General features: G+C 68.2%; 13 protein-coding genes. 4 read left to right on the forward strand and 9 right to left on the reverse strand.

Annotated features, from left to right (window positions below; all coding sequences use genetic code 11):
• Positions 1-144: 144 nt before the first annotated feature.
• On the reverse strand, positions 145-708 hold the full coding sequence (locus QP512_RS16655; protein WP_014038375.1) for an adenylate kinase: 564 nt from the start codon (positions 706-708) through the stop codon (positions 145-147).
• A gap of 136 nt (positions 709-844) precedes the next feature.
• Between QP512_RS16655 and QP512_RS16660 the strand changes: the two genes are divergently transcribed.
• Both QP512_RS16660 and QP512_RS16665 read left to right on the forward strand, forming a co-directional pair.
• Entirely contained in the window at positions 845-2101 is a 1257-nt protein-coding gene (locus QP512_RS16660) for a 6-phosphofructokinase (RefSeq protein ID WP_286069761.1), read from the forward strand.
• Positions 2102-2127: 26 nt separating this feature from the next.
• Positions 2128-2517, forward strand: a complete 390-nt coding sequence (locus QP512_RS16665; RefSeq protein ID WP_286069762.1) for a DUF488 family protein — start codon at positions 2128-2130, stop codon at positions 2515-2517.
• A 46-nt stretch (positions 2518-2563) separates the two neighbouring features.
• Here the strand turns inward: QP512_RS16665 and QP512_RS16670 are convergent, their stop codons facing one another.
• Positions 2564-3067, reverse strand: coding sequence for a hypothetical protein (locus QP512_RS16670; RefSeq protein ID WP_286069764.1), 504 nt, complete (start codon positions 3065-3067; stop codon positions 2564-2566).
• Between the two features lie 282 nt (positions 3068-3349).
• On the opposite strand from QP512_RS16670, the gene QP512_RS16675 reads away from it, so the two are divergent.
• Entirely contained in the window at positions 3350-5377 is a 2028-nt protein-coding gene (locus QP512_RS16675) for a sodium-translocating pyrophosphatase (protein ID WP_286069765.1), read from the forward strand.
• 86 nt (positions 5378-5463) lie between these two features.
• On the opposite strand, the gene QP512_RS16680 is transcribed toward QP512_RS16675, so the two are convergent.
• Genes QP512_RS16680 through QP512_RS16700 form a run of 5 tightly spaced genes read right to left on the reverse strand, consistent with a single transcriptional unit; the run spans position 5464 to position 8416 of the window.
• Positions 5464-6183 (reverse strand): energy transducer TonB, encoded by a 720-nt coding sequence (locus QP512_RS16680; RefSeq protein ID WP_286069766.1) that lies wholly within the window; start codon positions 6181-6183, stop codon positions 5464-5466.
• Positions 6180-6605 carry a TonB system transport protein ExbD gene (gene exbD / locus QP512_RS16685; RefSeq protein ID WP_286069767.1) on the reverse strand — a complete coding sequence of 142 codons (426 nt, stop codon included), beginning with the start codon at positions 6603-6605 and terminating at the stop codon, positions 6180-6182. Before exbD ends, QP512_RS16680 begins: the two co-directional genes overlap by 4 nt.
• Positions 6606-6614: 9 nt before the next feature.
• Positions 6615-7343, reverse strand: a complete 729-nt coding sequence (exbB, locus tag QP512_RS16690) for a tonB-system energizer ExbB (RefSeq protein ID WP_286069769.1) — start codon at positions 7341-7343, stop codon at positions 6615-6617.
• Positions 7330-7797 (reverse strand): YbaN family protein, encoded by a 468-nt coding sequence (locus QP512_RS16695; protein WP_286069770.1) that lies wholly within the window; start codon positions 7795-7797, stop codon positions 7330-7332. Before QP512_RS16695 ends, exbB begins: the two co-directional genes overlap by 14 nt.
• A 31-nt stretch (positions 7798-7828) precedes the next feature.
• Entirely contained in the window at positions 7829-8416 is a 588-nt protein-coding gene (locus QP512_RS16700) for a biliverdin-producing heme oxygenase (RefSeq protein ID WP_286069771.1), read from the reverse strand.
• A 106-nt stretch (positions 8417-8522) separates the two neighbouring features.
• Here QP512_RS16700 and QP512_RS16705 point away from each other — a divergent pair, with 106 nt between their 5' ends.
• Positions 8523-8780: a DUF2789 domain-containing protein gene (locus tag QP512_RS16705; protein WP_006390068.1), complete on the forward strand. Its 258-nt coding sequence runs from the start codon at positions 8523-8525 to the stop codon at positions 8778-8780.
• A 126-nt stretch (positions 8781-8906) separates the two neighbouring features.
• On the opposite strand, the gene QP512_RS16710 is transcribed toward QP512_RS16705, so the two are convergent.
• Both QP512_RS16710 and QP512_RS16715 read right to left on the reverse strand, forming a co-directional pair.
• Positions 8907-11825, reverse strand: a complete 2919-nt coding sequence (locus tag QP512_RS16710; RefSeq protein ID WP_286069772.1) for a TonB-dependent receptor — start codon at positions 11823-11825, stop codon at positions 8907-8909.
• 236 nt (positions 11826-12061) lie between these two features.
• Entirely contained in the window at positions 12062-12994 is a 933-nt protein-coding gene (locus QP512_RS16715; RefSeq protein WP_286069773.1) for a FecR domain-containing protein, read from the reverse strand.
• Between the last annotated feature and the right edge of the window lie 16 nt (positions 12995-13010).

Here is a 13010-nt window from a genome sequence, read left to right on the forward strand (position 1 = left end):
AGAGGCCATCCCCAAGGGAGCTCATGCTGCGGGGCCCTGAGCAAGCCCTCTGCTGGCGCCTATCAAACGACACAGGCCTGATCCTCGCGGACCAGGCCTGTGCTTTTTTGCCCGAAGGGCCGGCAGCAGGCCGGCCCGGCCGGGTCAGGCCTTGATCGCCGCCAGGATGCGGGCTTCGATCTCGTCCAGTTCACCGACGCCGTCAACGCGGGCCAGAGTGCCACGGCCGGCGTAGAAGTCGACCACCGGGGCGGTCTGGTCGTTGTAGACCTGCAGGCGCTGACGCACCGCTTCCGGATTGTCGTCGGCGCGCCCCTGCTCCTTGGCGCGACCGGCGATGCGGTCGACCAGCAGCTCGGTGGCCACGTCCAGCTGCACCACGGCATCCAGCGGCTGGCCGATCTTGGCCAGCAGGCCGTCCATCGCATTGGCCTGGGCCACATTGCGCGGATAGCCATCGAGGATGAAGCCCTTGGCGACATCGGCCTGGGTGAGGCGCGACTCCAGCATGCCCAGCAGGATGTCGTCCGACACCAGGTTGCCGGCATCCATCACCGTCTTGGCCTGCTTGCCCAGCTCCGTGCCCGCGGCGATTTCCGCGCGCAGCATGTCACCGGTCGAAATATGGGCGATCCCCAGCTTTTCCTTCAGGCGCGTCGCCTGTGTCCCCTTGCCCGAACCGGGCGGTCCCAACAGAACCAATCGCATTGACCTGACTCCAACGTGTTGAAAACAAAGAAGGTTCGCGTCCCGGACGGACCGGTATCGCTGCACCGCAATAGCGCCACTTTACCGCATCCGGGTAATGTCCCTGCAATGTCCTTTCCCCCGAGCAGGTAGACGCATGCGCAACGGTACTCTCCTCTACGCCCAATCCGGTGGTGTCACCGCGGTCATCAACGCCACGGCGGCGGCGGTGATCGAGCAGGCCCGGGCCAAGGGCATCAAGGTCCTGGCCGCGCGCAACGGCATCCTCGGCGCGCTGCGCGAGGAACTGATCGACACCAGCAGGGAGAGCGCTGCGGCCATCCGTGCCCTCGCCCATACCCCGGGCGGCGCCTTCGGATCGTGCCGGGTCAAGCTGAAATCGCTGGACGCCGACCGCGCCCGCTACGACCGCCTGCTGGAGGTGCTGCGTGCCCATGACGTGCGCTGGTTCCTCTACAACGGCGGCAACGACTCGGCCGACACCGCACTGAAGGTCTCGCAGCTGGCCAGGGCCTCCGGCTACGACCTGACCTGCATCGGCGTGCCCAAGACCATCGACAACGACCTGGCGGTGACCGACACCTGCCCCGGCTTCGGCTCGGCGGCCAAGTACACCGCCGTGTCGGTACGCGAAGCAGCACTGGACGTGGCGGCGATGGCCGAAACCTCCACCCGCGTCTTCATCTACGAGGCGATGGGACGCCACGCGGGCTGGCTGGCCGCGGCCGCCGGCCTGGCCGGCAACGGCGATGACGAAGCTCCGCACATCATCCTGCTGCCCGAGCGGGCCTACGACGAGGCGGTGTTCCTGGCTAGGGTGAAGGCGGTGGTCGAGCGCGTCGGCTACTGCGTGGTGGTGGCCTCGGAAGGCATCGCCACCGCCGACGGACGCTTCGTCGCCGACGCCGGTGGTGGCAAGGATTCCTTCGGCCATTCGCAGCTGGGCGGCGTGGCCGCGCACCTGGCCGGCCGGGTCAAGGACCAGCTGGGCCTGAAGGTCCATTGGGCGCTGCCCGATTACCTGCAGCGCTCGGCCCGCCACCTGGCCAGCAGGACCGACTGGGAGCAGGCGCAGGCGGTGGGCAAGGCTGCCGTGCAGCTTGCGCTGAAGGGCCAGAACGGGGTGATGCCGGTGATCGTGCGCAGCAGCGACGCGCCCTACCGTTGGAAGATCGAAGCGGCGCCGCTGTCGAAGATCGCCAACCATGAGAAGAAGATGCCGGCCGGCTTCATCCGCCGCGATGGCTTCGGCATCACCGCCAAGGCGCGCGCCTACCTGTCGCCGCTGATCAAGGGCGAAGCGCCGCTGCCCTACGGCGCCGACGGCCTGCCGAAGTACGTCACGCTGAAGAACGTGGCGGTGAAGCAGAAGCTGCCGCCGTTCGAGGGCTGACCCGAAAAAGGGGACGGAGGAACACCATGGCACTGCGCGTTGTTCGATTGGGTACACCGCGTGCGCCCGGCGAGGGCCTGCGCATCGGCACCGTGCGGCGGCCGCCGCGCGGTGTGCCGCGCAGCGAGTTCGCCCGGCAGGACTGGTACGACGTCTGGTTCCCGACCCTGTCACCCAGCGCGGCACTGGTGAAGCAGGCGCACGAAGCGAAGACGGCCGCCGACTGGCATGCGTTCTTCCGCCACTTCACGGCCGAGATGAAGGCGCCTGATGCCGCCCACGCGCTGGACCTGCTGGCTGCGATGTCACAGCACAGCGACATCAGCGTGGGGTGCTATTGCGAGGACGAGGCGCACTGCCACCGCAAGGCCCTGCGCGAGCTGCTGGTGGCGCGTGGAGCGACGCTGGCGGATTGATTGCAATGGATCCACGCCACGCGTGGATGCACCCTGCCACATGGGCTCAATTGCAGGCCTTGCCTTCCACCTGCAACTGCGCCGCAAACATCGTCACCTGCGGAATCTGGCCGGCCGCCGCCTGCTTCTTCGCCTCTTCCAGGTAGATCCGCGATTGGCCCTGCCCGTCCAGCTCCACCTTGTTGCTTGACGGCAGCCGCCACACGCGCACCACCGCCTGCTGCGCCGGGCACGCGGCGTTGGGCACGCGGATCACATCATTGAGCTTCCAGCCCTTGTCGGCACTCGGCTGCGCCTTGGCGTAGTCGACGAAGCGCGCGCGTGGCTGGCACTGTTCGCTGGTGCGCACCGCGGAGAAGCGATACGGCTCGGCGGCCTGGCCGGTGAACGCACCTTCCAGGCGCGCACAGGCCTCGGGGATCTGCCGCAGCGTGTGCACCGCGCCTACCGCCTGTGGTGCACCGACTGCGCGCTGCAGCTCGGGGGTTTCTGCAGCGAAGGCCGGCAGCGCCGGGACCAGGGCGGCAAGCATCAGCAGGGACAGGCGCATGGGGGATCTCCTTCAGGACTGAGCGCAGGCTTGCAGAGATTGGCTTAACGGGGTGCAAAGGCGCGTGGGTCGAGCAGCCGCTGTGCTCGCCGGGCGCGGCGCGGCCCTACCATCCAGACGCGGGCGCACGCATACTGCGGGCACCAGGGAATGCTGAACACCGCCATACGTCGGACGACCGCCAAGGTCGGTACGGGTTGGTTCCAGGCTGCAGCCCGTCGTCCCCCTCGTGGTGCCGTTCATCGCCACTGGATGCCTACATCCATTCTGCGGAGGGGTCTAATGCTGGAACGTCACGGGCTGTCATTGGCGCTGGGCTGCGCCATCCTCGCAATCCTGTTCGGAATCGTCTCGGCGCGCTGGATCCTGCGCCAACCCACCGGCAATGAACGCATGGTCGCGATCGCCACCGCGATCCAGGAAGGTGCGCGTGCCTATCTCAACCGCCAGTACCTGACCATCGGCGTGGCCGGCGTGGTGCTGTTCGCGCTGGTAGGGGCGTTCCTCAGCTGGTACACCGCGATCGGCTTCGCCGTCGGCGCAGTGCTGTCCGGTGCTGCCGGCTACATCGGCATGAACGTCTCGGTACGCGCCAACGTACGCACTGCCGAAGCTGCTCGCCACGGCATCAGCGCAGCGATGGACGTGGCGTTCCGTGGCGGTGCGATCACCGGCATGCTGGTGGTCGGGCTGGGCCTGCTGGGCGTGGCCGGCTACTACGCACTGCTGCTGCGCATGGGCCTGCCGATGGAGCAGGCGCTGCACGCACTGGTGGGCCTGGCCTTCGGTTCGTCGCTGATCTCGATCTTCGCGCGGCTGGGCGGTGGCATCTTCACCAAGGGCGCCGACGTGGGCGCCGATCTGGTCGGCAAGGTGGAAGCCGGCATTCCAGAGGATGACCCGCGCAATCCGGCGGTGATCGCCGACAACGTCGGTGACAATGTCGGCGACTGCGCCGGCATGGCCGCCGATCTGTTCGAGACCTATGCGGTCACCGTCATCGCCACCATGCTGCTGGGCAGCCTGATGCTGGCCGAAGCCGGTGCCAATGCAGTGCTGTATCCGCTGGTGCTGGGCGGCGTATCGATCATCGCTTCGATCATCGGCGCACTGTTCGTCAAGGTGAAGCCCGGCGGTTCGATCATGGGCGCGCTGTACAAGGGCGTGATCGTGTCCGGCGTGCTGGCCGCCATCGCGTTCTACCCGATCACCACCGGGCTGATGGGCGACAACGTGCACGGGCCGATGGCGCTGTACGGCTGCGCGCTGATCGGACTGGTGCTGACCGGCCTGATCGTATGGATCACCGAGTACTACACCGGCACCCAGTACAAGCCGGTGCAGCACGTGGCGCAGGCGTCGACCACCGGCCACGGCACGAACATCATTGCCGGCCTCGGCATCTCGATGAAGTCCACCGCGCTGCCGGTGGTGGCGGTGTGTGCGGCGATCTGGGGCGCATTCGCGCTGGGTGGGCTGTACGGCATCGCCATCGCCGCCACGGCGATGCTGTCGATGGCCGGCATGATCGTCGCCCTCGATGCCTACGGGCCGATCACCGACAACGCCGGCGGCATCGCCGAAATGGCCGAGCTGCCCTCGGAGATCCGTGACATCACCGATCCACTGGATGCGGTGGGCAACACCACCAAGGCGGTGACCAAGGGCTATGCGATCGGTTCGGCGGCACTGGCCGCATTGGTGCTGTTCGCCGACTACACCCACAACCTGCAGGCGGCACATCCCGGGCAGGAATTCCGCTTCGACCTCAGCGACCACACGGTGATCATCGGACTGCTGATCGGCGGCCTGATTCCGTACCTGTTCGGTGCGATGGCGATGGAGGCGGTCGGCCGCGCGGCAGGTGCGGTGGTGGAGGAAGTACGCCGCCAGTTCCGCGAGATCCCCGGCATCATGCAGGGCACCGGAAAGCCGCAGTACGACAAAGCGGTGGACATGCTGACCCGCTCGGCGATCCGCGAAATGATCGTGCCCTCGCTGCTGCCGGTGGCGGTGCCGGTGGTGGTCGGCCTGCTGCTCGGGCCGCGCGCCCTGGGCGGCCTGCTGATCGGCACGATCGTGACCGGCCTGTTCGTGGCCATCTCGATGACCACCGGCGGCGGCGCCTGGGACAACGCCAAGAAGTACATCGAGGACGGCCACTTCGGCGGCAAGGGCAGCGAGGCGCACAAGGCCGCGGTGACCGGCGATACCGTCGGTGACCCGTACAAGGACACCGCTGGCCCCGCGATCAACCCGCTGATCAAGATCATCAACATCGTGGCGCTGCTGCTGGTGCCGCTGTTGTAAAAGCCTTCTGTAGAGCCGAGCCCATGCTCGGCTCTTGGGCTTCGCGGGATCGGAGAACAGCCGCGCATCGGCTCGGCTCTACAAGGTCAACGCCCGCGCAGGAAGAAGGACACCGGCACCATCACTTGCACCGGGTCGCCGGCCACTTCGGCCGGCGGCGCCGGTACGGGGCTGGCGCGCTGCACCGTATCCAGCGTCTCCTGATCGAGCAGCGCGAAGCCACTGCTGCGGCCCAGCGCCAGTGCGGAGACGGCACCATCGCGGGCGACGGCGAAGCGCACGTACACCACCCCCTGCTGGCGCAGCCGCTCGGCCTGGCGCGGATAGCGCCGGTGCTTCTGCAGGTGCCCCAGCAGGCGCCCTTCCCAGGTGGCCTCGGCACGGCTGCGCTCGCCGGCCGTGGTCTGCGGCGCGGTATAGCGCGTGGCCGCATCGGCAGCGACCTGTGGCGGTGCGTGGGTCTGCGCGACATTGGCGTCGGCGGGATCCGGCGAGGGCGTCGGCTCAGGCGCACGCGGCGGCGGCAGATCACCCTGAGGTTGCACCGGTGCCTTGGGTTGCTCCTGCACGGCCGGCTTCGGCGCCTGCCGCTGCTGTTGCTGCTGCAGGGGCCCGGTTGCCACCTCGCGCGGCGGTACCGGAGGCGCCTGTTCCATCGGTGCCAGCTCCAGCATCAATGCAGCGGGCGGCGCTGCGGCGGCCACCGCCGGTGCGCGCGCCGCCCACCAACAGGCCACGCCGACCAGCAGCGCATGCACCAGCAGCACGATCGCCAGGCTGGTCGCCCAGCGCCGCAGTCCGCTCATCGCGCGCCCTGCTCCAGTCCAACCAGTGCCACCTTCAGGTAGCCCGCAGCACGCAGCGCATCCAGCGTTGCCATCAGTTCACCGTAAGGCACGCGGGTATCGGCACGCAGGAACAGGCGTTGCGAGGTGTCACCGTGGGTGGCTGCCTGCAGCGCAGCGGCCAGCCCGTCGCGTGCCACTGCCTGCTCGCCGACGCGCAGCGACAGATCGGCCTGCACGGTCACATACACCGGAGCCTGTTCCGGCGGCGTGGCACTGGCACTGCTGGCCGGCAGCTGCACCGGTACCGACACGGTGGCCAGCGGTGCCGCCACCATGAAGATGATCAACAGCACCAGCATCACATCGATGAAGGGCGTGACGTTGATCTCGTGCGATTCTTCCGGCGTGTCGTCGCGGTCGGACGCGGTCCTGATGGCCATCGCCGCCTCTCAGTGCACCGCACGCAGCGACGCCGCGGCAGCGCGTGGAACGGCGTGGTCGAGATCGCGCGAGACCAGCTGCTGCACGGCCGCCGACAGATCGCCGAGCAGGCCACGCAGACCGGCCAGCACGCGACTGAAGTGGTTGTAGACCAGTACCGCCGGGATCGCGGCGACCAGGCCGAGCGCGGTGGCCAGCAGTGCCTCGGCGATGCCGGGTGCGACCACCGCCAGGTTGGTGGTGTTGCTGTGGGCGATGCCGATGAAGCTGTTCATGATGCCCCACACCGTGCCGAACAGGCCGACAAACGGCGCCACCGCGCCAATGCTGGCGAGCACGCCGATACCACGTCGCTGCACGCGCGCGGTTTCCAGTTCGATGCGGTCCAGGCGGGAGGCCACGCGTTCCTTGATGCCTTCGCGGCCGTCCAGCGCCTGCGACAGGCGCAGTTCGGTACGCGCGGCATCCAGCATCGCCCGCGCGGTGCCCTGCTGCAGGCTTGCCGCTTCGCTCTGCGCCGGCAGCTGTGCGGACTGCAGCAACAGCACGCGCGCCGCACGCAGCTGCCGTGCCTGCCGGGCCAGTTCCCAGCCCTTGGCCAGCAGCACGGTCCAGGTGGCCAGCGACGCCAACGCCAGCGCGATCATCACCGCCTTCACCACCACGTCGGCGGCCAGGTACATGCCCCACGGGGTCAGTGCAGGGGCGGCCACAGGGGCCAGGTCAGCAGGCAGCATCGTCTCGGGTTCCATCGGTATGGGGGGATGCGGCACGGCGGCGGGCCGCGCGCGGATCGCTGGCGTCGTCCACTTCCACCAGCGGCGTGGGTTCAATGCGTGGTGCGGGTCGACTGAGCACATAGCCGGCGCTGACCGCGAAGAGTAGGCCCACCCCCAGCAGCAGGCGCCAGGACGGCTGCGCGCCCCAGCAGAACATCGCGAAGCCGACCGCCATGCCGACGCTGGCAAAGGCCTTGCCCTTGCGCGAAACGGCGCCCTGCTCGCGCCACAGCCGCAGCGATGGGCCATAGCGCGGATGTGCCAGCAGGCGCTGCTCGAACTTCGGCGAGCTGCGCGCGAAGCAGCCCACGGCCAGGATCAGGAAGATGGTGGTCGGCATCACCGGCAGCAACGCACCGATCACCCCGAGGCCAACCATCACCCAGCCCAGCGCGAACCAGAGCCAGCGCATCAGCACTGCACCGGCGGGTGGCGGGCGTTCATCAGGCGAATTCCACTTCAACGTGGCCGTGCACGCTGCGGAACGCGGCATCGGCGGCGTCGATGACCTGCTGTTCCTGCTCGGCGCTCAGCGGCACCGCGTCCAGCGCGGCGGTGAACTCGCGCCAGTGTCGGGCGGCGCCATCCGGATGCGCGGCCAGGTGGCGGGCACCGAAGTCACGGTCCAGGCCGAGCTTGGCCGCCATCTTGTACAGGATGGTACCGCCCAGGTTGGAGCCTTCGGCCACGTACAGCCAGCCCAGCGCGACCGGCAACGCGAGATCCGACGGCAGCGCGGCGATGTCCGCCCCCGGCAGGGTCTGCTCCAGATCCTGGAGGTCGCGCGCGACCTGGGGCAGGCGGCGGCGCTTGCCGAGATCGGGCAGCAGTGCGTCCAGTGCAGGGTTGGCGTACAGCGCGTCGATGCTGCGGTGGAAGCGGTACTGCACGCGCAGGAAACGGGCAAAGTTGCTGCGGTCGGCGAAGATGTCGCCGGCCATGATGCGCTTGTCCAGGGCGCCGTGGCTGTCGCGGGTGGCAGCCTTGAGCCGCAGGCTGCGGCTGTCATCAGGGGCAATGTGTGCGTTCATGGGGGATGCCAAAGGGGTGGTCGTGCTGTAGACGTTCGCCGCGGGGCTTTCCCCAAGCGCGTCTGTGCCGATAATGAGGCATCCCTTCTTCCCGCAGGAACCGACGATGATCACCACCGAACCGCGCATGACCAACCTGTTCCTGCAGCTGGGCCTGGATGCCAGCGCCGAGGGCATCGCCCGCTTCATCCGCGAGCACCAGCTGGCCACCGATGTGGAAGTGGTCGAGGCGCCGTACTGGAACGACGCCCAGCGCCAGTTCCTGTCCGAATCGCTGCAGGCCGATGCGGCATGGACGACCGTGGTCGATGAGCTGAACGAATCGCTGCACGAAGACGCGGTGAAGGCCGCGACCGGGCTGTAAGCGCTTGCCGGACATGGCCCGGCGCTACCCCGTAGCTCCACGCCATGCGTGGATGGCCAGGCCCGATGGGGTCAGAGCCCCTTCCGCAGGAAAGGGATCCGACCCCGCTGGCAGATCACCCGTCGATCAGTACTTCCAGGTCAACGCCAGGCGCGCGGTGCGGCCCGGGGCCGGCATCACGCCCAGGGCGAGCGGGTCCAGGTAGTAGCGGTCGGTCAGGTTGTCCACGCCCGCTTCCACCGACCACTGGTCGTTGAAGTTCCAGCTGGCAAACAGGTCGACCAGCGTGGTCGGACGGTACAGCTGCTGGATCGCCGACAGGCCGACGTTCCACTCCTTGTCCAGCATGCTGATCGGGCCGGCATTGTGGATCACGCGGGTGCCGAAGGTCAGGCGCTCGTCGAACAGGCGCGAGCCCAGGGTCAGGTTGACCATGTAGCGCGGCGGGTTCTGGGTGTTGGTGTACGAGCCCTCGAAGCCGCCATCCACGCAGTCCGGCGTGCCGGCCAGCTCCGCATTCCTGCGCTGCACGCCATAGGCGCGGCGCTCGGCGGCGATGTCCGGCGCACAGGTCTTGGCCTTGAAGTAGTAGTGCGCGGACAGATCGGCGAACAGCTTGCCGCTGTCATAGCTGGACTGGAACTCCATGCCCGAGACCTTGAACTGGTCGACATTGCGGATCAGGCCCGCCGACAGCGTGCGGTAGTCGCGGGTGATCAGGTCATCGATGCGGGTATCGAAGTAGGCCAGCTTCAGCGCCAGGCGATCGCCAGCGGTGAACAGGTCGTAGCGGAGGGTGCTGGCACCGATCTCCCAGCTGCGCGCACGCTCTGGCTTCAGTTCGCCCACCGGCTTGGCGGCAGTGAACAGGCCCAGCGTGGTCTCGAACAGGCTCGGCAGCTTGGTGCCTTCGGCGTACTTCACGTAGACCATGGTGTCTTCGCTGAAGCGGTAGGCGACGCTGGCGGTCGGCGAGAACGCGGTGTCGCGGCGGCGGATCGGCTGCGACCAGGTCCAGCTGACCGGCACTTCAAGGTCCTGCGGCTTGCCGGCGTCGTAGAAGTTCCAACCGGTGATGTCACCGACCGTGCCCTTCTTGTACGGCGAGGCCAGCAGCGATTCCTGGGTGAAGTTGCCGTTGGCGTCCGGGTACCAGTTCAGCAGCGCGATGCGCTTGGCACGCCACGACGGCAGCGCCGGGTTGCCGTTGAGCAGTTCGGTGTAGCGGTACTGGCCCTGCACCTCATAGGCATCCGGCGTCGCCAGTCGGTTGCGGTCATGCACATCCACCCGGTTCCAGCGGCCACCGGCCAGCAGCTCCCAGTGTTCGTCGGGCTGCCACTTCAGCGACGCCACGGCGCTGTATTCCTTGCGCTCAGCGTTGCGCAGGAAGCGGTTGTTGACCAGGTCATCGTGCATGACCGGGCCGGAGCTGCCCGGCGCGATGTCTTCATCGCTGTAGGACAGTCCGTAGTCCAGCGTGAACACACCGGCACGGGTGACGAACGTCGACGTGTTGCTGGCATCCAGATCCAGTCGCTTCTGCCGCAGCGGGTTGCGGTAGGCATCCTTGTAGCCGGGGTCGCCGCTGAAGCTGGGGGCGTCATACCACTCGGTGCGGCGGTCGAAGTACCACGGGGTGATACCGGTCAGGCTGTTGTACATCACGCTGTCGGTATCGGTGTAGGCAGCGTTGACACGCAGGTCCACCAGATCGCTGTCCGGGTTGAAGCGGTAGCGCAGGGTGTAGCTGTCCATGTCGACATGGCCCGGGTCCCACTGCGGAATGCGATCGCGGTCGACGCGGATGATCTGCGACGCCATGATCTCGCCGGCGGTGCCTTCGTAGCGGCGGTATCCGGCTTCCAGCGTCTGCGCGTCATCGATGCGCCAGGTGCCCTTGAGCAGCGCCGACTTCGAACGCGACGAGGTGTTGAACACTTCGGTACGCGGCGGATTCAGCGGTGCCAGCGTGCGACGGGTCTGTGGGAAATCATCGTAGCCGTGCTTGCCGGAGAAGTAGTTGCCGTTGTCGCGGTAGGCATAGGCGGCGACCAGATCGAATCGGTCCCAGTGGCCGGCGCCGGCCACGTTGAAGAACTGGCTGCCGGTGGCGCTGCGGTCGCTGCGTGGTGCGCCACCGTAGGCCGGCAGGTTGTTGGCACTGGCATTGGCCAGGCCACCACGCACGCGCACGCCGAAGTCGCGGCCTTCGCGCAGTACGTCACCGATCTTCAGCGTCTCCATCTCGACCACGCCACCGATGCCACCGGAGGCATTGGCCTGCAGGCTCGGGCCCTTGGTGATGGTCAGGCTGGAGATCAGGTCCGGGTCGAGATAGGTGCGCTGCGACTGGCCGGCATAGCCACGGTAGGTGTCCATGCTGGACTGGCCGCCGTCGATGATGACCGGTACGCGGCCCTGGCCCTGGATGCCGCGGATGTTGACGTCGAAGCCATTGCCCACGCGCGGGTCGCCGGCGGTGACGCCGGCCACGCCCTTGACGATGTCGCCATTGGAGGTGCCACGGAAGCGCTCCAGCTGCGTGCGGTTGAGCGTCGTGGTGGACCCCACGCTGCGATAGCTGTCGAGCAGTCGCGCTTCGTCGCTGCCTGCGCCGCCGTCGACACGGTCGCCGGCCACGCTGAGCGTATCGGTGACGATCACACCGCTGTCGGCCTGTACCGGCGTTGCCGCTTCCAGGGTGACTGCGTCGGCGCTGATCCGGCGCATCGCCAACCCGCTGCCCTGCAGCAGCTGCTGCAGCGCCTCGTTGGCCGACAGGCTGCCGTTGACTGCTCGCGAGGTCACTCCCTGGGCGAGGGTGGCCGGATACACGACCTGCACGCCGGACTGGCGCATGAAGCTGCGCAGTGCTTCGTCCAGCGGCTGCGCCGGAATGTCGAAGCGCTGCACGGCAGCGTGGTTGCCGGTGGCGCTCTGTGCCAGCACGGATGGTGCGGCGCTGGCCAGGCCGGCGGCCAGCAGGGCGATGCACAGGCGGGACGGGCGCAGCACGCGGCCCGGGCGGTGGGAGTCGAACATGGGGAACCTGTCAGGTAATCGGTGCCGCAGGCGCGGCGTCATCCACGGGGGGCGTGGACACGGCGACGTACGTGGCGGCGGCGGGTACGTTCGCGGGGTAAGACGGTTGGGCACGCGACAACCCCAAGATGAATCTGCAGTCGCGGCAGTTGCCAACCGTTGGTCGCCCGGTTGTAGCGGTGGATGCCGACCGTTGGTCGGCACAGCGGCCATGATCATCCGCGCGTGGCGTGGATCTACTGCACGATGGCGACGCCGAATGGAAGGCGGGTGACCTGGAGACCGGCCGTCGCTGCCAGCGCGTCCAGCGCCTGCTCCGGGCGATCAATGCGCAATGCGGCACTCACTGCGGGTAGTCGCGACAGATCGCCGCGCACGAAGGTCGGGCCGGCGCGGTAACGCCCGACCCACTGCACGGCGTCGGCGACACTGGCCTGCTCCAGCAGCAGCTCGCCCTGCCGCCACGCGCCGACACTGTCGGCAGCCACGTCCTGCAGGCGCGTCACGCCACTGTGTTCGCCATAGATCGCACGCTGGCCCGCCTGCAGATACGTCCAGCCACCGTCAGCCGGACTGGCCACGCGCACCCTGCCCTGTCCGACCTGGGTTTCCACCTGGTCGCTGTCGCGTGCGACGGAGAACGCGGTCGAGATGTCCTCGACCACGCCATCGCCCGCACGCACGCTGAAACGCCGCTGCGCATCCGGGCTGACCTCGAACCAGGCGCGCCCGCGCAGCAGCTCGATCTGGCGTGCGTGCGCGTCGAAGCGCACAGCGATCGCGCTGTCCGCATCCAGCACCGCCCGGCTGCCATCGGGCAGCTGTACGTGCTGCACGGCATGCGTACTTCGGTGATCGGCCTGCAGGCGCAACCAGGCTTCCGGCCATGCCACCAGCATCGCCAGCGCTGCCGCCGCAGCCATCGCCCATCGCAGCCGCTTCGGGGGCCGGCGTTCGACGCGCCCGGCCTGCGGCCGCGGCCCGACGCTGCGCCACAGCGCACGCTCGTGCTCGAAGGCGCGACGGTGCCCCGGCTGCTGCAGCCAGCATTCGAACTCATCCATGCGCACATCGCTGATATCGCCTGCGGCCAGCCACGCGATCCAGCCCCGGGCCTGTTCGGCCAGGGCATCGTCATTGGCAGCGGGCAGCATGTTCGGCGGGCTCATCGGCTGGCAGACAGGC

It is taken from the genome of Stenotrophomonas sp. 57 (assembly GCF_030291075.1).
GTDB lineage: Bacteria > Pseudomonadota > Gammaproteobacteria > Xanthomonadales > Xanthomonadaceae > Stenotrophomonas.

Coding starts and splice junctions, on each gene's coding strand:
- QP512_RS16655 (WP_014038375.1), bottom strand. CDS start 708: ATGCGATTGGTTCTGTTGGGACCGCCCGGTTCGGGCAAGGGGACACAG.
- QP512_RS16660 (WP_286069761.1), top strand. CDS start 845: ATGCGCAACGGTACTCTCCTCTACGCCCAATCCGGTGGTGTCACCGCG.
- QP512_RS16665 (WP_286069762.1), top strand. CDS start 2,128: ATGGCACTGCGCGTTGTTCGATTGGGTACACCGCGTGCGCCCGGCGAG.
- QP512_RS16670 (WP_286069764.1), bottom strand. CDS start 3,067: ATGCGCCTGTCCCTGCTGATGCTTGCCGCCCTGGTCCCGGCGCTGCCG.
- QP512_RS16675 (WP_286069765.1), top strand. CDS start 3,350: ATGCTGGAACGTCACGGGCTGTCATTGGCGCTGGGCTGCGCCATCCTC.
- QP512_RS16680 (WP_286069766.1), bottom strand. CDS start 6,183: ATGAGCGGACTGCGGCGCTGGGCGACCAGCCTGGCGATCGTGCTGCTG.
- exbD (WP_286069767.1), bottom strand. CDS start 6,605: ATGGCCATCAGGACCGCGTCCGACCGCGACGACACGCCGGAAGAATCG.
- exbB (WP_286069769.1), bottom strand. CDS start 7,343: ATGCTGCCTGCTGACCTGGCCCCTGTGGCCGCCCCTGCACTGACCCCG.
- QP512_RS16695 (WP_286069770.1), bottom strand. CDS start 7,797: ATGCGCTGGCTCTGGTTCGCGCTGGGCTGGGTGATGGTTGGCCTCGGG.
- QP512_RS16700 (WP_286069771.1), bottom strand. CDS start 8,416: ATGAACGCACACATTGCCCCTGATGACAGCCGCAGCCTGCGGCTCAAG.
- QP512_RS16705 (WP_006390068.1), top strand. CDS start 8,523: ATGATCACCACCGAACCGCGCATGACCAACCTGTTCCTGCAGCTGGGC.
- QP512_RS16710 (WP_286069772.1), bottom strand. CDS start 11,825: ATGTTCGACTCCCACCGCCCGGGCCGCGTGCTGCGCCCGTCCCGCCTG.
- QP512_RS16715 (WP_286069773.1), bottom strand. CDS start 12,994: ATGAGCCCGCCGAACATGCTGCCCGCTGCCAATGACGATGCCCTGGCC.